23 protein-coding genes are annotated in these 24,679 nt (G+C 66.9%); 6 read left to right on the forward strand and 17 right to left on the reverse strand.

All coding sequences use genetic code 11. The features are described 5' to 3' along the window. Positions 1 to 103: 103 nt before the first annotated feature. Positions 104 to 1,603 (forward strand): GAF domain-containing sensor histidine kinase, encoded by a 1,500-nt coding sequence (locus tag BLW81_RS25505; RefSeq protein ID WP_083409607.1) that lies wholly within the window; start codon positions 104 to 106, stop codon positions 1,601 to 1,603. Positions 1,604 to 1,605: 2 nt separating this feature from the next. On the opposite strand, the gene BLW81_RS25510 is transcribed toward BLW81_RS25505, so the two are convergent. The 5 genes from BLW81_RS25510 to BLW81_RS25530 form a co-directional block, all read right to left on the reverse strand. Beyond that, positions 1,606 to 2,055: a hypothetical protein gene (locus BLW81_RS25510; RefSeq protein WP_083409608.1), complete on the reverse strand. Its 450-nt coding sequence runs from the start codon at positions 2,053 to 2,055 to the stop codon at positions 1,606 to 1,608. A 104-nt stretch (positions 2,056 to 2,159) separates the two neighbouring features. Next, positions 2,160 to 3,122, reverse strand: coding sequence for a class 1b ribonucleoside-diphosphate reductase subunit beta (gene nrdF / locus BLW81_RS25515; RefSeq protein WP_083409609.1), 963 nt, complete (start codon positions 3,120 to 3,122; stop codon positions 2,160 to 2,162). Between the two features lie 210 nt (positions 3,123 to 3,332). After that, positions 3,333 to 3,803: a nuclear transport factor 2 family protein gene (locus BLW81_RS25520; protein WP_235632092.1), complete on the reverse strand. Its 471-nt coding sequence runs from the start codon at positions 3,801 to 3,803 to the stop codon at positions 3,333 to 3,335. A 126-nt stretch (positions 3,804 to 3,929) separates the two neighbouring features. Next, a complete protein-coding gene (locus tag BLW81_RS25525; protein WP_083409611.1) occupies positions 3,930 to 5,429 on the reverse strand; it encodes a flavin-containing monooxygenase in 1,500 nt (499 codons plus the stop codon). Positions 5,430 to 5,512: 83 nt separating this feature from the next. Beyond that, positions 5,513 to 6,253, reverse strand: coding sequence for a TetR/AcrR family transcriptional regulator (locus BLW81_RS25530; protein WP_197680344.1), 741 nt, complete (start codon positions 6,251 to 6,253; stop codon positions 5,513 to 5,515). Positions 6,254 to 6,371: 118 nt separating this feature from the next. Between BLW81_RS25530 and BLW81_RS25535 the strand changes: the two genes are divergently transcribed. Together BLW81_RS25535 and BLW81_RS25540 are read left to right on the forward strand one after the other, a co-directional pair. Next, a complete protein-coding gene (locus tag BLW81_RS25535; RefSeq protein WP_083409613.1) occupies positions 6,372 to 7,553 on the forward strand; it encodes an NAD(P)/FAD-dependent oxidoreductase in 1,182 nt (393 codons plus the stop codon). A 117-nt stretch (positions 7,554 to 7,670) separates the two neighbouring features. Continuing rightward, the gene (locus BLW81_RS25540; RefSeq protein WP_083409614.1) at positions 7,671 to 10,037 is read left to right on the forward strand and encodes a hypothetical protein; all 2,367 of its coding nucleotides are present in this window, start codon (positions 7,671 to 7,673) and stop codon (positions 10,035 to 10,037) included. Between the two features lies 1 nt (position 10,038). On the opposite strand, the gene BLW81_RS25545 is transcribed toward BLW81_RS25540, so the two are convergent. The 4 genes from BLW81_RS25545 to BLW81_RS25555 all read right to left on the reverse strand — a co-directional run bounded on the left by BLW81_RS25545 (position 10,039) and on the right by BLW81_RS25555 (position 16,414). After that, positions 10,039 to 14,202, reverse strand: a complete 4,164-nt coding sequence (locus BLW81_RS25545; protein ID WP_235632093.1) for an nSTAND1 domain-containing NTPase — start codon at positions 14,200 to 14,202, stop codon at positions 10,039 to 10,041. A 152-nt stretch (positions 14,203 to 14,354) separates the two neighbouring features. Then, positions 14,355 to 14,774 carry a DUF6636 domain-containing protein gene (locus BLW81_RS25550; RefSeq protein ID WP_083409616.1) on the reverse strand — a complete coding sequence of 140 codons (420 nt, stop codon included), beginning with the start codon at positions 14,772 to 14,774 and terminating at the stop codon, positions 14,355 to 14,357. Between the two features lie 108 nt (positions 14,775 to 14,882). Further along, positions 14,883 to 15,029 carry an MFS transporter small subunit gene (locus tag BLW81_RS29670; protein WP_157897835.1) on the reverse strand — a complete coding sequence of 49 codons (147 nt, stop codon included), beginning with the start codon at positions 15,027 to 15,029 and terminating at the stop codon, positions 14,883 to 14,885. Next, on the reverse strand, positions 15,026 to 16,414 hold the full coding sequence (locus BLW81_RS25555; RefSeq protein WP_083409617.1) for an L-lactate MFS transporter: 1,389 nt from the start codon (positions 16,412 to 16,414) through the stop codon (positions 15,026 to 15,028). Before BLW81_RS25555 ends, BLW81_RS29670 begins: the two co-directional genes overlap by 4 nt. Positions 16,415 to 16,640: 226 nt before the next feature. Between BLW81_RS25555 and BLW81_RS25560 the strand changes: the two genes are divergently transcribed. Next, positions 16,641 to 17,213 (forward strand): GNAT family N-acetyltransferase, encoded by a 573-nt coding sequence (locus BLW81_RS25560; protein ID WP_083409618.1) that lies wholly within the window; start codon positions 16,641 to 16,643, stop codon positions 17,211 to 17,213. Here BLW81_RS25560 and BLW81_RS25565 read toward each other — a convergent pair. Both BLW81_RS25565 and BLW81_RS25570 read right to left on the reverse strand, forming a co-directional pair. After that, a complete protein-coding gene (locus tag BLW81_RS25565) occupies positions 17,206 to 17,802 on the reverse strand; it encodes a CGNR zinc finger domain-containing protein (protein ID WP_083409619.1) in 597 nt (198 codons plus the stop codon). The genes BLW81_RS25560 and BLW81_RS25565 overlap by 8 nt on opposite strands. Positions 17,803 to 17,913: 111 nt before the next feature. Beyond that, positions 17,914 to 19,026: an LLM class flavin-dependent oxidoreductase gene (locus BLW81_RS25570; RefSeq protein ID WP_235632094.1), complete on the reverse strand. Its 1,113-nt coding sequence runs from the start codon at positions 19,024 to 19,026 to the stop codon at positions 17,914 to 17,916. Here BLW81_RS25570 and BLW81_RS25575 point away from each other — a divergent pair. Beyond that, positions 18,935 to 19,441, forward strand: coding sequence for a TetR/AcrR family transcriptional regulator (locus tag BLW81_RS25575; RefSeq protein WP_235632095.1), 507 nt, complete (start codon positions 18,935 to 18,937; stop codon positions 19,439 to 19,441). The two genes, BLW81_RS25570 and BLW81_RS25575, sit on opposite strands and share 92 nt — an antisense overlap. 3 nt (positions 19,442 to 19,444) lie before the next feature. On the opposite strand, the gene BLW81_RS25580 is transcribed toward BLW81_RS25575, so the two are convergent. Further along, positions 19,445 to 20,158 carry a LysR family transcriptional regulator substrate-binding protein gene (locus BLW81_RS25580; protein ID WP_083409622.1) on the reverse strand — a complete coding sequence of 238 codons (714 nt, stop codon included), beginning with the start codon at positions 20,156 to 20,158 and terminating at the stop codon, positions 19,445 to 19,447. 28 nt (positions 20,159 to 20,186) lie between these two features. Here BLW81_RS25580 and BLW81_RS25585 point away from each other — a divergent pair, with 28 nt between their 5' ends. Then, positions 20,187 to 20,573, forward strand: coding sequence for a DUF5997 family protein (locus BLW81_RS25585; protein ID WP_083409623.1), 387 nt, complete (start codon positions 20,187 to 20,189; stop codon positions 20,571 to 20,573). Between the two features lie 17 nt (positions 20,574 to 20,590). Here BLW81_RS25585 and BLW81_RS29675 read toward each other — a convergent pair whose 3' ends face one another. The 5 genes from BLW81_RS29675 to BLW81_RS25610 all read right to left on the reverse strand — a co-directional run bounded on the left by BLW81_RS29675 (position 20,591) and on the right by BLW81_RS25610 (position 24,651). Continuing rightward, positions 20,591 to 20,755: a hypothetical protein gene (locus tag BLW81_RS29675; protein WP_173839680.1), complete on the reverse strand. Its 165-nt coding sequence runs from the start codon at positions 20,753 to 20,755 to the stop codon at positions 20,591 to 20,593. A gap of 6 nt (positions 20,756 to 20,761) precedes the next feature. Continuing rightward, the gene (nrdE, locus tag BLW81_RS25590) at positions 20,762 to 22,930 is read right to left on the reverse strand and encodes a class 1b ribonucleoside-diphosphate reductase subunit alpha (protein ID WP_083409624.1); all 2,169 of its coding nucleotides are present in this window, start codon (positions 22,928 to 22,930) and stop codon (positions 20,762 to 20,764) included. Beyond that, positions 22,897 to 23,340 carry a class Ib ribonucleoside-diphosphate reductase assembly flavoprotein NrdI gene (nrdI, locus tag BLW81_RS25595; protein ID WP_083409625.1) on the reverse strand — a complete coding sequence of 148 codons (444 nt, stop codon included), beginning with the start codon at positions 23,338 to 23,340 and terminating at the stop codon, positions 22,897 to 22,899. The genes nrdE and nrdI overlap by 34 nt, the downstream gene beginning before the upstream one ends. A gap of 50 nt (positions 23,341 to 23,390) precedes the next feature. Next, on the reverse strand, positions 23,391 to 23,639 hold the full coding sequence (locus BLW81_RS25600; RefSeq protein ID WP_083409626.1) for a redoxin NrdH: 249 nt from the start codon (positions 23,637 to 23,639) through the stop codon (positions 23,391 to 23,393). A gap of 460 nt (positions 23,640 to 24,099) precedes the next feature. Further along, the gene (locus BLW81_RS25610) at positions 24,100 to 24,651 is read right to left on the reverse strand and encodes an NADPH-dependent FMN reductase (protein ID WP_083410815.1); all 552 of its coding nucleotides are present in this window, start codon (positions 24,649 to 24,651) and stop codon (positions 24,100 to 24,102) included. Between the last annotated feature and the right edge of the window lie 28 nt (positions 24,652 to 24,679).

Consider the following 24,679-nt stretch of genomic DNA (forward strand, 5'->3'; position numbering starts at 1 on the left):
GCCTCCTCGGCGGTTCATACCTTCAGGGTGGCAGGACCCGTGCACCGTTACATTCCCGCTAACCGGAAAGAATCACGCAGGGTCGCGCATTACCATTCGGCCGGTGACCAGCCAATCGCTGCCGAACCGCCTGCTCGCGGCGTTCGTGCGCCCGACGGCGCGCCCGCTGGGCGCCGGCATCGTCGTCGCGGTATGCCTGCTCATCGGCGAGATCCTGGTGGTCCTCGGGTTGAAACGCCTCGCGCCCGACAACGCGTTCGGGGCGATCTTCCTGCTCGGCGTGCTGATCGTTTCGGCGGGCTGGAACCTCGGCCTGGCGATCGCGACCTCGCTGGCCAGCACGCTGGTCTACGTCTACTTCCACCTCGAAGGCCACGACACGCTCGCGCCGTCGATCATCATCTTCCTGACCTTGGCGCTGCTGGCCAACGTGCTGGCCAACCAGGCCCGGTTGCGCACCGCCGAAGCCGAGGAGCGCAGGCGCGAAGCCGCCGGGCTGGCCGGTCAGCAGGCGGCGCTGCGCCGGGTCGCCACGCTGGTGGCGCGCGGAGCCCCGCCGGAGGACGTCTACCGGACAGCGGTCGACGAGCTCGCCCAGAGCCTGGACGCCCAACACGTGACGCTGCTGCTGTTCGAACCGGGTGAGGTGTGCGAGGTATTGGCCACCTGCGACCGGGCGGGCGTGGAATTGTCTGTCGGAGAGAAGTTTTCGCTCGGCGGGGACAGCATCAGCTCGCGGATCCTGCGCACCGCCGAACCCGCGCGCATCGACGACTACTCGGTGACCGCCGGTGAACTCGCCGAGCGTCTGCAGGGCCTGGGCACCCGCTCCGGGGTCGGGGCGCCGCTCATCGTCGACGGTGCGGTGCGCGGCTCGTTGATCGTGGCGGCGCAGGAGGCCAACGCGATACCTGACGGAACCGAGGCGCACATCTGCGATTTCGCCGACCTGGTGGCGACGGCGATCGCCAACGCCGAGACCCGCGCCGAGTTGACCGCGTCGCGGGCGCGCATCGTGGCCGCCGCCGACCAGGCGCGGCGCGGGTTCGAGCGGGACCTGCACGACGGCGCCCAGCAGCGCATCGTTTCGCTGAGTCTGGAGTTGCGCGCGATCGAAGCGGCGGCCGCCGAACCCGAACTGCAGGAGCAGCTGGGCAAGGTGGTCGGTGGGCTCGGCGAGCTCTACACCGATCTGCAGGAGCTCTCGCGGGGGCTGCATCCGGCAATCCTGTCGAAGGGCGGCCTCGGCCCGGCGATCAAGACATTGGCGCGGCGCTCCCCCGTTCCGGTCGAACTCGACCTCGACGTCGACGGCCGGTTACCGGAGTCGGTCGAGGTGGCCGCGTATTACGTTGTGGCCGAATGCCTTACCAACGCGGCCAAACACGCCAACGCGGAGGTGGTGACGGTGGCCGTGACCCGCGGCGAGGACGCGGTGCGGCTGACGGTGCGCGACGACGGCGATGGTGGCGCCGCGCCGGGCGGTGGGTCGGGGCTGGTCGGCCTGCGCGACCGCGTGGAGGCGCTCTCGGGTGAGCTCGCGGTCGTCAGCCATCCCGGCGACGGGACCACGGTGTCGGCGCGGATTCCCGTGCCGGCCTGAACTCAGTAACCGCGGATCTCGACGGCGTTGACGAACATGCCGTGACCGGTGGCGTCGTAGGTGACGCGGGTGCGCAGCCCCTCGGGCTCGATCGTCCAGCCGTTGATCTTGTAGGCGCCGCCGTCGACGGACACCGGGGCGGTCGGCAGCTGCGCGGGATCGGGCAGCAAACCCCGGTCCCAGAAGAACTCACCGGTGCCACGCACCACCGCGAGGTTCAACCGCTGATGCCACTTGGACGACTCCCACGGCGCCATCCCCCACGGCTGGCCGTTGGTCAGCGCGCAGACGGTCATCGGCCCACCGCCGAAGGCCGGGTCGTCGGTGCTGACCAGGCAGCGCACCGACCCCGACTGCAGGAGCACCATCTGGCCCGTGTCGGCAGCGCCGGCCGGTGGTGCCAGCGCAACGAGTCCGAGCATCACGCCGAAGGCCACCGCTATCCGCCGCATGGTTGTCTCCACGTCCTCCGCGATTGAGCTGTCAGCGGAGAATGCTCTCACGCCGGCGATCGCGGCCGGCCGGTTTCCCGCGAACTGTCGCGCGGGTCACCGGGTCAGAAGTCCCAGTCCTCGTCTTCGGTGTTGACGGCCTTGCCGATCACATAGCTGCTGCCCGACCCGGAGAAGAAGTCGTGGTTCTCGTCGGCGTTGGGCGCCAGCGCCGACAGGATCGCCGGGTTGACGTCGGTCTCGTCGCGCGGGAACAGCGCCTCGTAGCCCAGGTTCATCAGGGCCTTGTTGGCGTTGTAGCGCAAGAACTTCTTGACGTCCTCGGTCAACCCGACGGCGTCGTAGAGGTCCTGGGTGTATTCGACCTCGTTGTCGTAGAGCTCGAAGAGCAGCTCGTAGGTGTAGTCCTTGAGCTCCTGCTGGGTGGCGGCGCCCTCCATGGCCAGCCCGCGCTGGAACTTATAGCCGATGTAGTAGCCGTGCACGGCCTCGTCGCGGATGATCAACCGGATCATGTCAGCGGTGTTGGTCAGCTTGGCCCGGCTGGACCAGTACATCGGCAGGTAGAAGCCGGAGTAGAACAGGAAGCTCTCGAGCAGCGTGGAGGCCACTTTGCGCTTGAGCGGCTCGTCACCCTTGTAGTACTGCATGACGATCTCGGCCTTGCGCTGCAGGTTGGGGTTCTCCTCCGACCACCGGAACGCGTCGTCGATCTCGGCCGTCGAGCACAGCGTGGAGAAGATGTTGCTGTAGCTGCGCGCGTGCACCGACTCCATGAACGCGATGTTGGTGTAGACGGCTTCCTCATGCGGGGTCAGCGCGTCGGGGATCAGGCTGACCGCGCCGACGGTGCCCTGGATCGTGTCGAGCAGCGTCAGACCGGTGAACACCCGCATCGTCAGCTGCTTCTCGCTGTCGTTGAGCGTGTTCCACGACGGGATGTCGTTGGACACCGGCACCTTCTCCGGCAACCAGAAGTTGCCCGTCAGCCGGTCCCAGACCTCGGCGTCCTTCTCGTCTTGGAGACGGTTCCAGTTGATCGCCGAGACGCGGTCGATCAGCTTCATGCCATCACTCACGAGAACCCCATTTCACCTGGCTTTTTGTCTGGCGCCGCGGCATCTCTGCGCGACGCCTCCAACACTACAACTGGTGTCGGACATCCCAGCGCTATACGAGATGTTGTGTCTGGCGTGTCGCGTCGATGTCGCAAATCACCGCCGGTAGAAGCCCATGCCCCGGTGGTGTAACTCGTCGGCGGTCACCCACATCCCGACCTAGGCGTGGGCCGCCGGCGCCGCGACGCTGACCCTGGTCATCAGCTCGTCGAGCGCCACCAGGTCGAGGTAGGCCGTCACGCGGGCCACCTGTTCGTCGCGCATGGTCATCACCCAGGCGTAGTCGTTGACGTACGGCACACCGTCACGCGCGGTCGCGGTTCCGCGCCACCGTGCCACCACGACATCGCCCTCGGTGATCAGCTCTCGGACCTCGGCCCGGATCTGGCCCTCGAGGCGAGACACGATGGGCGCGACCGCTTCTCGCAGGAATTGAGATCGGCTGGTGTAGGTCGTCGGATCGGCGGCCCGCGCCACGGTCCACTGGACGTCGTCGGCGAGGATCGCGTAGAAGCCGTGTTCGTCGCCGACGCCACGTGCGAATGCGTCATGCACCACGTCGGCATTGCGCTGTTCCTGCGCGCTGCGAACCGGGCCCTCGGCGTTGCCGGTCGCGCAGCCCGTCGTCACGGCAGCGAACAGCGCGTCAGAGGATCAACGTCGTCGCGCGCAACAGGTGAGGATTCATGGAACCGACGCTAGGAGCGCCGGCGCGAGCCTGGGAGGTTGCGGCTCTCCCAGGATCACCGCACCCGGCTAGCTACTGAAGCTGTACTCCGACGCGTCGAACTTGCGGGTCGCCAGCCAGTACTGCCAGGTCATCCCGCTCCACAGCGTGCGGTTGACGCCGTGCTCGTCGAGATACCAGCTGCGGCATCCTCCGGTGCTCCACACCGTGCCGGCCAGCTCGTCCTGCAGTTCCTCGTTGTAGCGGTCCTGCGCCTCGCGGGTCGGCGCCAGCGCCTGGGCGCCCGCCTTGTCCACCGCGGCGATGGCCTGGGCCGCGTAGCGGATCTGCGACTCGATCATGAACACCACCGAGTTGTGCCCCAGCGCGGTGTTGGGTCCGAGCAGGAAGAACAGGTTCGGCATGTCGGCGACCGTGATACCGCGCAGCGCCGCGATGCCTTCGCGGTTCCACCGGTCGACCAGGTCTTCACCGCGCGGCCCCTTGATCTGGACGTAGGTGTAGGAGTCGGTGACGTGAAAACCGGTGGCGAACACCACGACATCGACGTCGTGGGCGGCGCCGTCGGCGGTGACGATGCCGGTCGGGGTGAACCGCTGGATCGCTTCGGTGATCACCTGGGTCTTCGGGTTGGCGATACCGCGGTAGTAGGTGTCGGAGTTGAGGATTCGCTTGCAACCCGCCCGGTAATCGGGGGTGAGCTTGCGGCGCAGCTCCGGATCCTTGATCGACTTGCGGATGTTCCACTTGCCCAGCAGCTCACCGATTTTCAGCAGCCTCGGCTGCTGGGTCATCGCGAAGCCGACCCCTTCGTGGATCCAGTAGATGCCCGCGCGCATCAACCGGCGGGTGCCCGGCACGGTCGCGAACATGTTGCGCATCCACTGCGGGATCGGGTTGTTGGGCCGCGGCATCACCCACGCCGGGGTGCGCTGGTAGAGCTGCAGTTCGGCCACGTCCTTGACGATCTCCGGCACGATCTGGATGGCGCTGGCGCCGGTGCCGATCACCGCGACTCGCTTGCCCGTCAGCTCGACGCTGTGCTCCCACTCCGCGGAATGGAAAGCGGCACCGCCGAATTCGTCGAGGCCGGGAAAGTCCGGAACCATCGGGATGTGCAGGCCGCCCGCGCCCGAGATGACGAACTGCGCGACGAACTCGCGGCCGTCCTTGGTGAACACGTGCCAGCGGTTCTCGTCGTCATCCCAGTGCGCGCGGTCGACGTGCGAGCCGAACCGGGTGTAGCGGCGCAGCCCGTACTTGTCGGCGACACCCTTGAGGTAGTCGAAAATCTCCGGCTGAAACGACCACATATGGCTCCAGTCGGCCTTCGGTTCGAAGGAGAACGAGTACATGTGTGACGGGATGTCGCAGGCGCAACCCGGATAGGTGTTGTCGCGCCAGGTGCCGCCGATCTCGTCGGCCTTCTCCAGGATCAGGAAATCGACGTTGCGGCGCTGCAGCGCGATCGCCATGCCGAGCCCGGAGAAGCCCGCGCCGATGATCAGCGCTCGGGTGTGCACCGGTTTCGTCGCGGTCGGCTCGGCTGCCTGCTCGGCAAGGGTCATCGTCGTCTCTACTTCCTGGGAACGCCGGTACCGGGTACTTGAAAGCCAGTGTCCGGTTCGGGGCCGACGGTGTCAACGCGCCGTCAGGCGACAGGCTGCTGCTTGGCGACCGCGGTGTGGATGGGCTGGTCGGCGTCGATCTTGATGCCGATCAGCTCGGCGGTGCCGTTGATGGCGCCCACCATGATCGTGGTCATGTGCGCGACGAACTGGTCGGCAGGCATCCGGCGCGGGTTGTCGTCGTCGGCGCCGAGCCACCAGTCTGTCGCGGAGGCGGCGGTGCCGAAGATCGCGTACGCCGCGAGCTCGAACGCCGCCGGATCCGGCGCCAGGTCCTTGAGTTCGGCGCTGATCATGTCGGCGACCGCCAGCGTGATCTCGCTGCCCTTGTTGACGGCGGTCATCGCGGCCGCGGACTGGTCGGCGAACCGGCCCTGCAGCAGGAACCGAACCACGTTGGGGTGCTGCTCGACCAGCTCGACGTAGTGCCCCACACCGCGCGCGACGATCTGGCGCGCCGAGTCGTGCTCGACATCGATCGACGGGATGATCGCCGCCCACAGCATGTCGCGCATCCGCTGACCGATCTCGGTGAACATGTCCGACTTGTCGGTGAAGTGCCGGTAGATCTTCGGCTTGGCGGTGCCGGCCTCCTCGGCGATCTCGCGCACGCTGACGTTGGGACCCAGGCGGTCGATGGCGCGGAAGGCGGCGTCGACGATCTCGGCCCGCACCTTCTTGCGGTGCTCACGCCAGCGTTCGCTGCGGGCGTCGACCTTGACACCCGGTTCGCCGCTGGGGCGTGGCTTGGACCCTCGTCGCACCCGGTCACTGTACCGCTCGGGCACTGCTGACCTGCTCAGACCGCGCTGGTGCGTGTTTCGCGCGGCGCTGGGCAGCCAAGTAATATCGCTGCGACAGCCGAACGACGAGACGAGTTTCATGACGCAGCGATACGACCTGGTCATCGCGGGTGGCGGGCCTTCCGGCTCGGCCGCCGCGTGGCAGGCCGCGCAGACCGGCGCGAAGGTAGTGGTCCTGGACAAGGCCGAATTCCCGCGGGCCAAGCCCTGCGGCGACGGGCTCACCGCCCGCGCCGTGAGCTATCTGCAGAAGATGGGGCTGGCCGAGGAGGTCGCCACCTACCACCGGGTGAACCGCGTGACGGTGTTCAGCCCGAGCGAGTGGGAGCTGTCGTTTCCCAAGCGGCCCGGCATGCCCGACCACGGCCACACGGTCAGCCGTGAGCGCCTCGACACCACCCTGCTCAAGCACGCCGAGTCGGCGGGCGCCGAGGTGCGCCAGGGCGCCGAGGTGAGCGGGCCGATCCTGGAGAACGGCCGGGTCGTCGGGGTGACGCTCAAGAGCGGCGAGAAGGTGTACGGCGACGCGGTGATCGCCGCCGACGGCGCCTACTCCCCCATCAAGCGCGCGTTGAAGATCGACTCGGAGTACAACGGCTACTCGGCGATCGCCATCCGTTCGGAGATGCACGCCAACCGGCCCGACTCCGACAGCCTCGACATCTACCTCAAACTCGTCTTCGAGGGTGATCAGCTGCCCGGATACGGCTGGGTGTTCCCGATGGGCAACGGGATCTTCAACATCGGGCTGGGCTACGTCAACAGTTACAAGAACTGGCAGTCGATCAACGCCACCCAGTTCCTCGGCGACTTCCTGCGCACGCTGCCGCGCGAGTGGGACCTCCCGCCGATCGAAGAGCTGAAGAAGAACAAGAGCGTTCGCGCCTGGCGGCTGCCGATGGGCTTCACCGCGTGGCCGCCGTGGCGACCCGGCGTGCTGTTCACCGGCGACTCGCTGGGCGCGGGCAAGCCGGCATCAGGTGCGGGGATCTCCAAGGCGCTGGAATCTGGTCTGGCCGCGGGCGAGTGCGCGATCGCGGCGCTGCAGAACGGCGGCCCCGACGACTTCACCAATTACGGGCAGCGCATGGAGGCGGCGTGGGGCCGGGAGTACCGGCGCGGCCGCTACATGCACAAGCTCATCGGACAGCCGAAGCTGGCCAACGCGGGCGTGAAGCTGATCGACAACGCCGCGTTCCGCGACCGGATGCTCAAGGCGCTCTACAAGAAGGCCCAGGGCCCGCAGCACACCATCAAGTGAGGCCGAACGGCCAGTTATCCCGTGCGTTTCGCAGCGAAACGTCGGATAATTGGCCGCTCGCCGCGGTTCGAGTAGTAATCGGGGCGAGCGCTCGGTGATCTTCACTAGACTCCGCGTATGGGTGGAGGGGCCAGCGGTGCGGCGGTCGCGCGCGCTGCGGTCACTGCTGTCACCGTCCTCCTGCTCGGCTACCTGGCTGCGATAGCGCTCTATCCTCAACTGCGTCAACGTCTTCCGAACGGTCTGCGGTGGTTCGGCGAGCCGACACCGGTGTCGGTACCGACGATCATCGTCGTCGTGACGCTGCTTCTGGTCGTGGGCGCCACGATCTTTCGCGCGCACGGCGTCCGGGAGACCGGCGCACCGCTGGCCGTGGTGGCCGGGCTGGCGATCATCAGCCTCGGCCTGAGCCTCGCCTCGTTCTGGCGGTGCCACGACGACTCTCACCCGTTTTTCTTCGCGCCGCTGATCGGGGCGGTCGGCGTCGTCAAGGGCGGTACCGGCGCGCTCGAAACCGAGGCCGGTTCGTGCCCCACACCGGTGCCGGTCGCACTGGAGATTGCCCGTCTGTCCGCGCTGGCCGCGATCTTCCTGGGTGTGATCGGTGTCGCGACCGCGCTCTTCCGGAGCCGGATGGACCGGCTGCGGGTCCGGTTCGCCCGATCGGTGACCGTCGTCGTTGGCGTCGACGACGACAGCCAGTCGATGGTTGAGGCAGTCTCTGAGACCCTGAGTCGGCGCAGCACGCTCGTGGTGCTCACCTCGATCCCGGACCGCCACTGCGTGCACGACGCACGGCGTCGTGGGGCCCGAGTGCTCACCACCGATCTCAGCCGGCCCGAGGCACTGGCGACGCTGTCCTTGTGGCGCCGCCTCGACAGGCTGTATCTGCTGTCGGCGGATCCATCGGCGAATCTGCGGCGTCTCGCCGCGATCAACAGCGCGTTGCCGGACCACGAACGGCAGCGCATTCCGCTCATCGTCAGGATCGACGATCCCTGGCAGGCGACGGCGTGGCGCGCAAAGCATTTCGGCGGCACCGACACCCGATGGGCCGCCGACGCCGTGGGCAAGTACGAGGTGACCGCCCGCCGCTTGTTGGACAGCATCACCGCCGAACGGGTCGAGCGACTACTGGTGTGCGGATCCTCGGCGTTGACACTGGCGTTGTGCGCCGACCTTGCGCAGCGTCGCCTGGAACGCGACTATCACGCCGCCGAGGGCACCACTCCGCTACCCCGCCTCGTCCTGGTCGCCGAGAACGCCGACGAGTATCGCCGCGACCACGAGCACAACCTCCGGCAATCGGGTGTGTCGCCGGACCGTGTCACCGTCGATGTAGTCACCGAAAAACCCTCTGTCGCGATGCTTTTGGCGCTCGTCGAGCGCGGCGACCCGGCGGCGACAGCGCTGATCCTCGTCGACGCCCCTACGCTCGACCCGACGACTGCGACCCGGTTGGCCGCACGACTACCGGCCACCAGCATCTGGTCCTGGGACCCGACTGCCGAAGGATCGGACGACCGCGCCGCACTGGTCGGCGAACTTCGCACGTTCCGGCTGAACATGGACATGCCGAACGGCCAAGCTCATGACGCCTGGGAACGCGCCGCCAGACTCATCCACGAGCGCTATTCCGCCGCTACCGCTCACCGCACGGCAGCGACCGCCCCGTGGCGCGAGCTCGACGAGTTCTATCGCGGGTCGAACCGGCGGCAGGTCCAGAACATCCTCTGGATCGTCGAGGCGATCGGCGGGCACACCTGGAACACGTTCGGCGCCGAGACCGAGGTGGTCTCGACCGCCGACCTGCGCGGGCTCGAACCGCTCGAACAGCTCGGCCGCATGGGATTCGACCGCAAGCGAGCTATGGCCATGGCACGCGCGGAGCACGAAGACTGGTGCCGCTACTACCGCAAACACGGCTGGCGGCACGGCCCGGCCCGCGACGACGGCCGCAAGGTGCACGACAAACTGGTCGACTGGGCCGTGATGGCCTCCGACCCCGAACTGCTGGCGCAATCGCTGAGCAGTCTCGCCGTATCGCTGACCGCGATGCGCGAACTCGGTTATCGTTCGCGCCCTGTCGCAGCGGGCGAGGGCGCCCGGTGGCTGCGGTTCCGCCGCGCCGGCACGGTCATCGCGGAGAAGCGCACCCAACCGTGGACGTGGACCGCCGGCTCCGGTGATTCGATGCAGGCCAGTGCGGGTGACTGGGCCGTGCGCGATCCCGACGGCGGGGACTGGTGGTCGGTGCGCGACGACATTTTCACCGCGGGCTACGAACACGTCGACGGCGACCGTTGGCGCAGAGCCGGTTTCGCGATGGCACGCCCCGCCCGGGACGGCGAGGTCGTCGAGACGCTCGAGGGGCCTGTCACCGCGTCGGCCGGTGACTGGGTGGTCCGCGGCGACCGCGACGAGCAGTGGCCGGTGCCGGGCGACCAGTTCGGGCGCCGCTACCAAGGCCCGATCGCGGACTGAGTCAGTCCGGCGCGATCGGTAGCTCGGGGCACGTCTTGATGTAGTCGATATCCGGGGAAACCCAGTCGTCCCACTGCTTTTGACTCATATTCCCCGTCAGTACGGCGCACAGGTCTGCCGGCGACGCGGTCGCGGGCCAGACGCGGCTGGTGCTGTCGACGCCTCCCGCGGCGAACCGCCTGCCGTCCGGGCTCATGGCGAGGCTGACGACCATCCCGGTCGCTCCCCGGTAACTCTTCCCGATCGGTTCTTCGGTCGCGACGTCCCAGAGCCGGACGGTGCCGTCGCGGCTTCCCGACACCGCTCGGTGATCGCTCGGTCCGAAGACGATCGCTGAGACCGGATCCGGGTGACCACGGACGGGCTCGGCATCGTCTTCGATCTCGTCAGGCTGGTGAAATACGACGTCGCCGTCGCCTCCGACGGCGACGGCACCCGAGCGGCTCACTGTCGCGGTGGACATCAGCCCGAGCGGCTCAGAAGAAATCTCCTCACCGGATTCGGCGTTCCAGCGCCAGAGTCGTCCGAACCCGTCGGACCTCTGGGTGGTGCCGAGGACTTCCCCGCCGCCTTCCCGGACCGCGAGGGCAGTGGTCAAGCCTGGCTTCTCAATGGCGGCGCCCACGGCGCTTCCGTCCTGCAGGTCCCACAGTCGAACTGTGCTGCCTTGCCCTCCGGTTGCCGCGAACCTCGCCTCGGGATCGATGCCCAGCGCCACGATGATCGTATCATCGGCGCCGACATCGACCGGAGCACCGAGCGGCCGCCGGGAGGCGACTTCCCAAACCTGTAGTGTGCCCTCGGCGTTCACCGAGACCATACGTTCACCGTCTGCGCTGAACGCCAGGCGCGCCATCTCACCGTCGGCACCCACGAAGGGCTCCCCTACCGGCTCGTGCGTCGCCGGATCCCACAGCCGCAGGCTCCCGTCGATACCACCGACCGCGAGTTTTCCATCGGGGCTGAACGCAACCGTATGTCCGGCAAGGGGAATGACAGCGGGCATACTCCAGATGCGAAGCGAGCCGTCGCTGCTTCCGGCGACCAGTCGCGTGCCGCTCGGGTCGAACGCCAGCGTCGTCACCGTGCCTGACGGGCCGGTGAGCGGGACGCCGACGGGGTCACCGGTGGCCACGTCCCACAGCCGCACGGTGCGGTCGGCTCCGCCACTGGCAAGAAGCCGGTTATCGGGGCTGAACGCCACTTCGGTGGCCTCGCCGGTGTGGCCTTCGAGCGGCTCGCCGGCGGCCCGGCCGGCCTGCACGTCCCACAGCCGCACGGTGAAGTCGGCCGACGTGGAGGCCAGCCAGGCGCCGTCCGGGCTGAACGCCAGATCGATCACATCCTTGGTGTGACCATCCAGGCGGGATGTCGCGCCAGGCGCGCCGAAACTGCCCATGAGGATCGCCGTGTCCCCGGCCCCCCTTCCGTTGGCCGCGATGACGCCTCGGCTGCTGACGGCCACGAGGTCGGCGCCGTTGGCGATCGGCGCGCCCTTGACCCGATGGGACTCCGCGTCGAACACCCGGACCTTTCCGTCATCGGTGTTGACGATGAGTTCCCGCCCGCCCGAGGCGAAATGCACGGACCGCACCGCTGCGGGTTCGTCGTTGGCACCGGCGTCGCCGACGAAGGCGTCACCGGACTGCCTGCCCGAGGCCACATCCCACACCCGCACCGTACCGTCGACGCTCGAGGCGGCCAATCGCTTGCCGTCCGGGCTGAAACTGAGGTCATTCACCGGTTCTTCATGGCCGCGCAGCGGTTCGCCGTGGGGTTGGCCGGTGTCGCTGTCCCATATGCGCACGACATCGTCCGAGCAGCTCGCGGCCAGCAGCCGCCCGTCGGGGCTGAAGGCCGTTCCGGTCACGAGGCCCGGCGTCTGGATCAGCCGTTGGGTCCATGCCTTCTGCACAACGGCGTCGTAGAGCGTGCCTTCGTCGGGGGCCGTGGTCAGCGCGTGCGCGGCCAACAGTTGTTGAAGGGCACGGATATCGCCGCCGGGCTGGGTGTCGGCGAGCATGGCTTGAGCTTCTGCGTTGAGACGCTGGCCCGTTGCCTCCCTGAACTGTCGGGTGGCCTCGTTGCTGGCCGCGTTCGCGCGGACGAAGCCGACGGCGGCCGCGACCGCCACCACCGCCGTGACCGCCAACACCGACCGCAGGATGCGCGAACGTTTGCGCAGTGTCGCCGCGTGTGCTTCAGCGGTGGCCTGCCGTTCCTGCGCCGTCCGAAGTTCGGCCTGTCGTTGTTCCTCCTCCGCGGCCAGTCGCTCGTTCTCCGCGGCGCGTGAGGCGGCGAGAAAGTCGGAGGTACCGGTGAGGCGTTGCTGGAATCCGTCTGCCACCGCGAGGTTCTCGGCGTCCGAGAGGCGGGACCCGGCCAGCAGCCACGCCGGGTCGTGCCCGTTGGTCGCCCACGCGTGGGCGGCCCGTTCCAGGTCGTCGGCATCCTTGAGGGATTTGCGCTCCTCCCGGAGCCAGCCGGCCAGCTCATCCCACTGTCGCAGCAGGCTTTCCAGTGCGACCTCGACGACCGGCTCGCCGCCCCGCGTGTCTTTGACCATCAACCGCTTCGCGACCAGCGCATCGATCAACGGCCGACCGGGCCCGGGCAGATCGGTGTACCGGGCTACTCGACGCAGCGGCTGATCGTTGTCAGGGTTGATCGTGGCCAACCACGGTATGAACGCCGCGCGCAGACTCGCCAGTTGCGAAGCGCGCGTGGCTGGATCCGCGGCCAGCACGTCATCGATCTCCGTCTGCACGACCCGCCGCATTCCGCCCAGCGATTCGTAGTGCGCGGGCGTGAGCTCGCCGGTAATGCCGTAGTCGGTGAAGAGCCGCCACAGGGTCAGCGCCAGCATCGGCAGCGTGTCGGCGCCTTCGCCGGCGTCGACGAGGAGGCGTTCGACGAGTTCCGGTGCCACTCTCAGGGGGCGGCCGCCGTCCGTCGACCGCCGAGCGGGGCCGACGATCACCTCCTGGAACTGGGTGGGAGGCATCGGTTTGAGTTCGTCGAAGAGCACGGTGCCCAGGCCCGACAGCAGGGGGTGGGTCTGCATCGCCTCGTAGCGATCGGTGCGGATGGTCGCCGCCACCACGATTCCCGCCTCCGCGCCGTTCATCTCCTCGATCACGCCACTGAGCAGCCGCAGGAACTGCTCGGAGCTTTCGCCGCCGTCCGCGGTGAACAGCTCCTCGGCTTGGTCGACGGGCACGACAAGGGTTGGCGCGGCCGCTGATTCGCTTCCCTCGTCGTCGTCAGGCACCCGTGCCGCCGCGGCGGCGCGCAGCTCACCGAGTAACCGAATAACTGTCCCGACCTCACCGGCCGCGCATGCCGCCTTCACCTCCCCGAGGGAGGGTTGGGGCAGCCCGTACCGTGCGCGGGTTCGGCACATCGCCTGAGCGAAACCGGATTCACCGGTTATGACATCGCGTTCGGGCCGGACGATGTCGAGGAGTGCGAACCGGCGGTCCTCGCGCCGTAGCCGCGGCAGCAGGCCGGCCCGTAGAAAGGACGACTTACCGGTACCGGACGGGCCCAGCACCACGAACAGCGAGTCGACCCCCGACAGTCGCATACCGCGCACGGCGTCCATCGCCCGCACGATCTGCGCGTCACGGCCGAAGAAGACTGCGGCGTCGGCTTCGTCGAGGGGTTCCCACCCGCGATAGGGCGAGCGCTGCGGATCGTTCGGCGGCGGCCAGGCGAAAGATTCGGCGCCGATCCCCGCGCCGCGGATCCCGTCGCGCAGAAGGTAGAGCCCGGCCGTGAGCAGTTCGACCGGTTCGCCGTCGCCGATGTCGATCCCGGTTTTCGGACCGTCGCCGAACAGGTCGCACCGCTGCCATTCCGAGGTGAGTTCGTCACCGGCCGACGGTTCCAGACGCGCCACGAAGATCTGCTTGTTCAGGTTCTCGGCCGTGCGGTACTCGACCTTGCACTCGTGAGAGGACTCCCAGTTGGTTGACAGCAGGCAGATGACCGCCTCGCAGCGGGCGTTGGCGCGCCGCAGCGCGTCCTTCCAGCGCGTTCCGGTGCGCAACCCGCTCTCGGGGTCGACGTCGAGGAAGATCTCGTTGGCCAGAGGCGGGTCCTGACCGACCAGCCATTGCTTGAGCGCCACCGCGTCGCGCATGTCCCGGCTCGAGTGACTCATGAAGATGCGCGACAAGCTTCCACCCCAACCCGGATCAGCTACTCAATTCGCGCGACGGTTCTGATCGAGCAAATTGACAATGCAGTCAGGGTAGGTGATCTTGTGCTGGCTTGCGTCGGCTTTGGGTAGGCGAGCAACCGGCGCGCAACGACTCAGAAAAGCCGGTACGCCTGGCGCGAGATCGTGAAGCCGTGACCGTCTTCGACGTCACGGCAGGTGACGCCCGACGGTTCACTCTCGCAGCGGAGCACCCCAGCCGAGAAGTCGTCGCCGTAGGCCAGCGGAGCGCCGCCGCCGAGCGCGGTGTCGCCGGCGCAGACGAACCATGCGCCGCGGCCGGGTTGTAGAACGATGCCCTGGCCGTAGTCGAACCGGCATTCCGTCGGTGGTGGCGGAGGCGCCCAGTCACGCTCGGCGATATCGCAGCGGACGTGGTCGACGTCGATGATGCAGCCGATGTTGCCTGAGGGCGAGGTGAATCCGCTGATGTCGGCGTGCGCGGCGGGCAGTGGGGTAAGTAGGGGCGCAGCACCGATGAGAGCGGCGGCAGTAGCCAGTCGGGCGAGCACCATGTCGTGTCCTGTCCAGGAGTCGTTGCACGGTGCTTATCACAAGTTCCGACCCGGTGTCCGGACAACCGTTGCGTTTGCCGAGCGCACGGCTCGGCCCCGGCGAGAAGGTCAGGTCTCGAAGAGCTGCTTGACCTTGAGCAGCAGCTCGTAGACGCCGTAGGCGAACGGGACGGCCACCCAGACCCAGGCCAACACGATGTAGACCTTCGGGATGGTTTCTTGATATTCGTGCAATTCGGCGCTGTGATCGGTCACTGCTTCGCCTCCTGCAGGGTGCCGTCGGCCTGGGCCGGCTCGTGCCATTTGTCGTTGACGGGTCGGATCAACTCGTTGCACACGAAGCCGACGACGAGCAGCCCGATCATGATCGAGAACGACATCGTGTACAGGTCGGGTCCGGACTTGCCCGCCGCCTCCTGGCTGTCGGCGACCGCATTGACCAGAATCGGCCCGAGGATGCCCGCCGCGGACCACGCGGTGAGCAGCCGCCCGTGGATCGCGCCGACCTGGTACGTCCCGAACAGGTCGCGGAGGTATGCGGGGACGGTCGCGAAACCGGCGCCGTAGAAGGACAGGATCAGCATGGTCGCGACGAGGAAGACGACCTTGTTGGAGTTCTCCATCAGCGTGATGGTCAGATAGAGCAACGCACCCACGCCCAGGTACATGCGGTAGGCGTTCTTGCGCCCGATCTTGTCCGACAGGCTCGACCAGCCGATGCGGCCCAACATGTTCGACAGCGACAGCAGCGCAACGTAGCCGGCTGCGGCCGCGGCGAGTGCGGCGGCGGCGACCCCGGCCGCCGGGAAGAAGTCCTGGTAGATCGGCGACGCCTTCTCCAGGATGCCGATCCCAGCGGTCACGTTGAAACACAACACAATCCAGAGCAGCCAGAACTGTGGCGTCTTGAGCGCATTGTTGGCCGAGACCTGACCGCCGGTGACGATCGAGTCCGCAACGGGCGCCGACGGTGTCCAACCGTGCGGTTTCCAGTCCGGCCTCGGCACGCGAACGAGAAGCCAGCCCAGCGACATGAACACCGCATACGCGACGCCGTGCACGAGGAAGGTTTTCGCGATGCCCGAAGAGTCCGTGCCGAACATGTCGAGCATCGCCGTCGACCAGGGTGACGCGATCAGTGCACCGCCGCCGAAACCCATGATCGCCAGCCCCGTTGCCATGCCGGGTTTGTCGGGGAACCACTTGATCAGGGTCGACACCGGCGAGATGTAGCCGATGCCCCAGCCGATGCCGCCGATGAACCCGTAGCCGAGCAGCACCAGCCAGTACTGCCCCAGTGCGAGCCCGGCCGAGCCGATCAGCCAGCCTCCGCAGAAGCAGCACATCGCGGCGAACATGGCCGCGCGCGGGCCGTTGCGGTCGACCCAGGTGCCGAAGATCGCCGCGGACACCCCGAGGACGACGATGCCGACGGTGAACGGCAACGCGCTCAGGGTGCCGGAGATGCCGAGCGCACCTTCCAGCGGGTTCTTGAAGACGCTCCAGGAGTAGGCCGCGCCGATCGACAAGTGGATCGACAGCGCTGCGGGTGGCACCAGCCAACGGCTCCACCCGGGCGAGGCGACGATGCGGTCCCTGCTGAAAAACGGCGCGGGCCGCGTATTGGTGCCTGCAGTCATTCCTCGCCTTTCATCAGACGCCGCGCGCGGTGTGGTGGACGTCACGGCGCGTACCCCGCAGGACGATAGCGAAAACAACGCGAAATTGAAACGTTTCACAGACAGTGCACAGCGGGGCAAAGAGCAAGCGTTTGCTATGCCATGGCCCGACCACACCCATATCCACACCAGATTCGGGTAACCATTGACTAGCGCTATATCGGTTACACACGATGGAGATTGAATCATGACGCACGAGTTGACGACCCGTGACCTGACCAACGACACGTGGGACGACTTCGTCAGCGCGCTCGGCAGCAACGGCGGTGCCCGCGGCTGCTGGTGCATGCACTGGCGGTTGTCGATCGCCGAGTGGATGGAGGGCAAGGGCGAAGGAAACAAGCGGGCGATGAAGAACCTGTCCCGGCGGAAGCCGGCACCCGGCGTCGTCGTCTACGACGGCGCCACACCGGTGGCCTGGTGTTCATTGGGTCCGCGCAGCGCGTTCGCGCGGTTGGACCGCTCGCCGCTGCTCAAACGTGTTGACGACGAGCAGGTTTGCTCGGTCGCTTGTGTGTTCGTCGCGCGCGGATACCGCAGAACCGGACTGCTGCCGTCGATACTGGACGCGGTGTGCGACTACGCAGCGGCCCATGGCTACCCCGCCGTCGAGGGCTATCCGGTGGATCCGCCCGACGGCCGCCGCGCCGGTTCCGACACGGCGATGACGGGCATCGCCAGCGCTTTTCGAGAGGCCGGTTTCACGGAGGTGGCTCGGCCGCGCAAGGACCGTCCGATCATGCGCCGCGCTGTCAGTTGACGACGCTGCGGTGCCTGCTCGCCTTCTCGCGGTTGCCGCAGGTGCTCATGCTGCACCAGCGGCGGCGCCCGCCGCGCGACGAGTCGAGAAACAACCACCCGCAGCGGTGGCAGGTTCTGATCCGGTCCGGCGGCAGGGTGAACGCTGCGTGGACGGCGAGCAGCGCCAGCGCGGCCGGGATCTTCGCCGGCGCGCTGCACTCGACGTCGAGGTTTCCTCCCGCCACGACCACCCCGGTGACGGCGCCGGTGCCTGCCCGTTCGAGCAGGGCGCCAAACTGCTTGGGCGGCAGCGGTTCTACGTTCGACATTGCCGTGAACACCGCCCATACCTGCTCGCGCACCTCCCGCAGGTCAGCGAGCAGGGTCCGCGAGGCAGCCGTCGTCTTCTTGGGTGGGCGGCCGAGAAGCCCGACGGCCTGGCACCACGTCAGCGCGTCCGCGGGTGTCTTCAGCAGTTCGTTGTCCGGCGCCGGATTCGACCGGTCGACCACGGTGTTGGCCAGGTCGAGTACCGGGTGGCCGCCGATGAAATGCGCGTCGCGCCATGGCCCGCGGGGGCGGACAATCAGGTCGGCGGTAGTAACCATTGAACTCAGCGTAACCGGTTGCAGGCCCGCCCTCGGTTTCGCCGAGCGCACGGTTGTTGACGGTCCCACTCGCGGTTTGTGTACACAAGCGTGCGCTCGGCGAATTCCGCGCTAGGCAATGACTTCGTCGGTCAGCCACTGCATCTCCGGATACGGCGTGGACAGAAGCAGCACGATGTGAGTGAAACCCGCGTCGACCGCTTCGGCGATGGCCGTCCGGGTGGAGGCGGGCGATTCGTAGGACACCGGCAGCACCATGGACCGCGTGATCGCCGCGGGGTCCCGGCCGATTTCGCCGCAGAATCGGTCGAGCAATGCACTGCGACTCGTCGCATCGTCGATATCACCGCCCGGAATGTTCCATACGTCGGCGTGTTCGGCGACCACCCGCAGCGTCGCGGTGGCACGCCCGCCGATGACGATCGGCGGATAGGGGCGCTGAACCGGTTTGGGATTGCCGAACGCGGCGGTCAGTTGGTGGTAGTCACCCGGGAAGTCGAACGGCTCGTTCGCTGTCCAGAGTCGGCGGATGATGGTGCATGCCTCGGCGAGGCTGTTGACCGCGTAATCAGCATCGCGGAACGGCAGACCGTTCGAATCGTACTCGTGCCGGGCGACGGGGTGACCGGGCCGCGATCCGGAGCCGATACCGAAGTCGAGCCGGCCACCGGACACCACGTCGACGGTCGTCGCGATCTTAGCCAGCATTGCAGGTGGGCGGAACCGATTGCTGCTCACCATGATTCCGAGGCGCAGGCGTTCGGTCTGCACCGCCAGCGCCGATAGCAACGTCCAGCCCTCGAAGACCGGGCCGGTCACGTCCCCCACGATTGGTATCAGGTGATCGAACAACCAGGCGTGCTCGATCTCGGGGGTGGCGTCAGCCTCCCGCCACACCCGTTGTATCTCGCGATAGTCGACCTGCTGCGGGGCGGTCATGATGCCGAACCTGGGTGAAGTCATCGAGGTCCTCTCGGCGAGTCTGACATGATGAGCGATAAGCGGAACAACGCTCCTGTTCCGAATATACGGAGCGTTGTTCCGGTTAGCAAGGCGATGTACGGAAAGGACGTTCCTCGTGCCCGATGCTCGACCGCGCAAGCGAGCCGACGCGCGCCGCAACGAGCAGACGTTGCTCGACGCAGCCGCCGCGGCGTTCGTCGCTTCGGGCGTGGACGTGCCCGTGCGCGACATCGCTGCGCGCGCCGGTGTCGGAATGGGCACGATCTACCGTCACTTCCCCACCCGCGCGGACCTCATCATCGCCGTCTACCGCCACCAGGTCGAGGCCCTCGCCGAAGCGGGGCCGGCGCTGCTCGAGCGCCACAGCCCCTCTGTCGCGCTGACGCAATGGGTCGATCAACTCGTCGACTTCCTGGTGACCAAGCACGGTCTCGCTGCGGCGCTGCAATCCGAAAGCGCCGGTTTCGAAGCGCTGCACGCCTACTTCCTCGACCGCCTGCTGCCGGTCTGCGCGCAACTGCTCGATGCCGCGGTGGAGGCTGGCGAAATCATCTCCGGCACAGATACTTACGAGTTCATGCGGGCGATCGGAAACCTCTGCGTCGGCGCCGACGCAGACGACCGGTACGACGCCAGGCGGATGATCGGAGTGCTGCTCGCCGGGCTGCGCACCTGAGCATCAGCGCCGGCCGCGCCCCGTGCGACCCGGCTTGCGGCCGACCTTCCCCGCGGCGGCGCGCGCGGCCTGCTTGGCCAGCGTCTTCTCGCGGGCGGTGCGTTTCGGCGCGGGTTCGGCCTGCCCTCGCGACGAACCGGGTTTGCGGCCGCGGACGATGCCGATGAACTCCTCGAGCATCGCCGACTGCGGTCCTGCCGGGACGGCGAGCGCGACGGGGCAGCTGGGTGCCTCGGCGATCGGGCGGTACGTCAGATCCTTGCGGTGGTGCAACCGGGCCAGCGACTGCGGGACGATCAGCACACCGAGGCCCGCGGCGACGAGTTCGACTGCGTCCTCAGTGGTTTCGGGCCGGTGCTCGACCGGGATGCCGGGCGCGTCGGGCCAGTCGACGACGTCGTCGAGCGGGAGCAGTGTCGGTTCGGCGGCGAGATCGGCGGCGTCGACCGAATCGGCGGCGCTGAAGAGATGCTCGCTGGGCACCACGACGACCGTCGTCTCGTCGTAGAGGGGAATGACCGACAACTCGGAGGTATCGGCCGGCAACCGGATCAGCGCGACATCGACGGTGCCCTCCCGTACCGCGTCCGGCGCATCTGCGGCGGCGACGGCGCACAACTGCAGCGGAACGTCAGGGTGGCGCTGCGCCCAGGTCCGTGCCCACTTCGCGGGTGTCGCGCCCGGCACGTAGCCGAGGGTCAGCGACAGCGGGCTCATCGGTTCAGGCTACCGATACGCTTGATCCATGAGCAGGCCGAACGCGCAGTCCATGAAGCCCGCGACCGCAGCGAAGAAGCTGGATGTGTACCTGCCCGCGACGCCTGCGGAGTTCCAGCAGAACGCGATCACCCGGGGTGAACTCGCTGCTTTGCAAGCTGATCCGCCGCAATGGCTCAAGGACCTCCGCAAGAACGGACCGCATCCGAAGAACCTCGTGGCGGCCAAGCTGGGCGTCTCGATCGCCGCGCTCGCGCGCAACGGCGTCGGCGATGCGCTGACCACCGACGAGATCAACCAGATCCTCGACGACAAGCCGGAGTGGCTGGCCGCCGAACGCGAGAGTTACCAGGAGGTGCTGCGCGAGGAGCGCCGCCTCAAGGCACTGCGGGCTGAGTGCGCCAACGACGACTGAGTGTCCTCATGCGCTCGTCAGCGGTCGAACAGATCGCTGAGGCGGTCGAAGAATCCGTCGACGCGCTGCTCGAGCCGGGAACCCTTGCCCCACTTCTCCCAGAGGTAAATCGAGGCGAACAGCGCTAGGACTATCCCGAGCACCAGGGCGGCGACGAGGATCGCCTCATCGGTCGTGGACAACGGCCGCTACAACATGCAGCTGACGCAATTTTCCACCTCAGTGCCTGCGAGGGCCATTTGGCGCAGCCGGATGTAGTACAGCGTCTTGATTCCCTTGCGCCAGGCGTAAATCTGCGCTTTGTTGACGTCACGCGTCGTCGCGGTGTCCTTGAAAAACAGCGTCAGGCTCAGCCCCTGGTCCACGTGCTGGGTCGCCGCGGCGTAGGTGTCGATGACCTTCTCGTAGCCGATCTCGTACGCGTCCTGGTAGTACTCCAGGTTCTCGTTGGTCATGTACGGCGCCGGATAGTAGACGCGGCCGATCTTGCCTTCCTTGCGGATCTCGATCCGGCTGGCGATGGGGTGGATCGAACTGGTCGAGTGGTTGATGTAGGAGATCGACCCCGTCGGCGGCACCGCCTGCAGGTTCTGGTTGTAGATGCCGTGCGTCTGCACCGACTCCTTGAGCCGCAGCCAATCGTCCTGCGTCGGAATGCGAATGCCGGCATCGGCGAACAGCCGACGCACCTTGTCGGTCTTGGGCTCCCACACCTGCTCGGTGTACTTGTCGAAGAACTCCCCCGACTTGTACTTCGACTTCTCGAACCCGCCGAATGCCTTACCCCGTTCGATCGCAATGCGATTCGATGCGCGCAGCGCGTGGTAGAGCACCGTGTAGAAGTAGATGTTGGTGAAGTCGACGCCCTCTTCGGAGCCGTAGAAGATCCGCTCGCGGGCGAGGTAGCCGTGCAGGTTCATCTGGCCCAGCCCGATGGCGTGCGACTCGTTGTTGCCCTGCTCGATCGACGGCACCGACGTGATCGACGTCTGGTCGCTGACCGCGGTGAGCGCGCGGATGGCCACCTCGATCGTCTGCGCGAAGTCCGGCGAGTCCATCGCCTTGGCGATGTTCAGCGAACCGAGGTTGCACGAGATGTCCTTGCCGACCTTCGAATAGGACAGGTCGTCGTTGAACTCCGACGGTGTCGAGACCTGCAGGATCTCCGAGCACAGGTTCGAGTGGGTGATCTTGCCCTCGATCGGGTTGGCCCGGTTCACCGTGTCCTCGTACATGATGTACGGGTAGCCCGACTCGAACTGCAGCTCGGCCAGCGTCTGGAAGAACTCGCGCGCTTTGATCTTGGTCTTGCGGATGCGCGCGTCATCGACCATCTCGTAGTACTTCTCGGTGACCGAGATGTCGGCGAACGGCAGGCCGTACACGCGCTCGACGTCGTACGGCGAGAACAGGTACATGTCCTCGTTCTTCTTGGCCAGCTCGAACGTGATGTCCGGGATGACCACACCGAGGCTGAGCGTCTTGATCCGGATCTTCTCGTCGGCGTTCTCACGCTTGGTGTCGAGGAACCGGTAGATGTCGGGGTGGTGCGCGTGCAGGTACACCGCCCCGGCGCCCTGACGCGCGCCCAACTGATTGGCGTAGGAGAACGAGTCCTCGAGCAGCTTCATGATCGGGATGACGCCCGAGCTCTGGTTCTCGATGTTCTTGATCGGCGCGCCGTGTTCGCGAATGTTGGTCAGCAGCAACGCCACCCCGCCGCCGCGCTTGGACAGCTGCAGCGCCGAGTTGATCGAGCGCCCGATGGACTCCATGTTGTCCTCGATGCGCAGCAGGAAGCAGCTGACCGGCTCGCCGCGCTGCTTCTTGCCGGAGTTGAGGAACGTCGGGGTGGCCGGCTGGAAGCGGCCGTCCATGATCTCGTCGACCAGCTTCTCGGCCAGCGTGGTGTCACCGGCGGCCAGCGTCAGCGCCACCATCACCACGCGGTCCTCGAACCGCTCCAGGTAGCGCTTCCCGTCGAACGTCTTGAGCGTGTAGGAGGTGTAGTACTTGAACGCGCCGACGAACGTCGGGAAGCGGAACTTCTTGGCGTACGCGCGGTCGAGCAGCGTCTTGACGAAGTTGCGGGAGTACTGGTCGAGCACCTCGCGCTCGTAGTAGTCCTTCTCGATCAGGTAGTCGAGTTTCTCGTCCTGGCTGTGGAAGAACACCGTGTTCTGGTTGACGTGCTGCAGGAAGTACTCCCGGGCGGCCTGCACGTCCTTGTCGAACTGAATCTTGCCGTCGGCGTCGTACAGATTCAGCATCGCGTTCAGCGCGTGGTAGTCCATCTCCCCCGGGAGCGCGTGCGCGCCGGTGGTTACAGGCTCTGCAGCTGTGACGGTTGGTGGCACGTCTGTTCCTTCCAGAATTCTTGCAATCCCGCGCGGACGGCGTCGACGTCGTCCGGGGTTCCCATGAGTTCGAAACGGTAGAGGTACGGCACGCCGCACTTGCGGGACACCACATTTCCCGCATAGGCGAACTCGGCGCCGAAGTTGTTGTTGCCCGCGGCGATGACGCCGCGGATCAACGACCGGTTGTGTTCGTTGTTGAGGAACGCGATGACCTGCTTGGGGACATAGCCACCGTCGTTGATGTCAGGAGTCGCGCGCCCACCGCCGTACGTGGGCAGGACCAGCACGTAGGGATCGGCGACCTCGATACGACCGTGCAGCGGAATGCGAACGGCCGGCAGACCCAGCTTCTCGACGAAGCGATGGGTGTTCTCCGAGACGCTGGAGAAGTAGACGAGGTTGCTCATCGGTTCTCCTTTCCGCCGTCCGGTTACCCCGTTTGTCGTCGTCTGTCCGCTTATGCCGTGGCCGCGACGCCGGCCAGCGCCTTGATGCGGTCGGGACGGAAGCCCGACCAGTGCTCGTTGCCGGCCACCACGACCGGGGCCTGCAGGTATCCCAGCGCCATCACGTAGTCGCGGGCCTCGCTGTCGAGGGTGATGTCGACGACCTCGTAGGCGATGCCCTGCTTGTCCAGCGCCTTGTAGGTGGCGTTGCACTGCACGCAAGCGGGCTTGGTGTACACGGTGATCGTGGGCTGAGTCATCTGCGGTACGGCTCCTGTGCGAACGGGGACTGGCAACTGACGGGGTATTGCGTCCCGCCGAGATTCATTGAATTTCAGCGGTCCGGAGGCTCCGGAAATTCCTGCCGACCGGGGCCGCCGTCGCGGGTGTCGGACTGCTCGACACGACCGGTTCTGGGGCTCCGGCCGGCCCTTCGGAAGCGTGGGAATCGTGGGGGCCTGTCGGTGCTCGAAACACTACACCTAGTGTCCGACATTGCGAAGGGATACAAGATGTTCTGAATAACATTTTTGAAATTCCCAGGTCGTAAGCCTTTCGGACGTGTCGGCACCGGCGTGTCGCACGTCACAAGTGCGTGGCGTGTCGCACGGCACCCCTATATCTAGCAGCGACCACCGACAGCGCCGGGCGAGCGACCGTCGGACAGCAAAGCGCCGGCCGGGTCAGAGACGACCCGACCGGCGCAGCGCGGATAACGCCTCAGCCGACCTCGGCGACCAGCTTCCCGACGATGTCACGCAGGTTCGCGGCAACCTCGGCGTTCTCCCGCGGGTGCTTACCGTCGAGCGACTTGGTGGGCACGGACAACTTGAGGTCCTCGACGACGCGCGGGCCGGCGACCCCGAACGACTTGCGGGTCTCGTCGTGCGCCCACACCCCGCCGTACTGCCCGAGCGCCGCGCCGACGACCGCGAGCGGCTTGTCCTTGAGCGCGCCGTTGCCCCACGGCCGCGACAGCCAGTCGATCGCGTTCTTCAGCACGCCCGGGATGCTGCCGTTGTACTCCGGGGTGATGACGAGCGTCGCGTCGGCCTCGGTGGCGGCCCGACGCAGCGCGACCACAGGTTCGGCGACGTCCTCGTTGTCGATGTCCTCGTTGTAGAACGGCAGCTCCCCCAGCCGGTCGAACAGCCGCAGGTGCACGCCGTCGGGCGCATTCTCGATCGCCAACTCGACCAATTGCCGGTTGATCGACGCTGCCCGGAGGCTGCCGAGCAGCACCAGTACGTTTGTGCCCTTGGAGTCCGACATGTTCATCCCTTCGTCGTCGGTTGCCATG

The sequence above is a fragment of the Mycolicibacterium rutilum genome, assembly GCF_900108565.1.
Lineage (GTDB): Bacteria > Actinomycetota > Actinomycetes > Mycobacteriales > Mycobacteriaceae > Mycobacterium > Mycobacterium rutilum.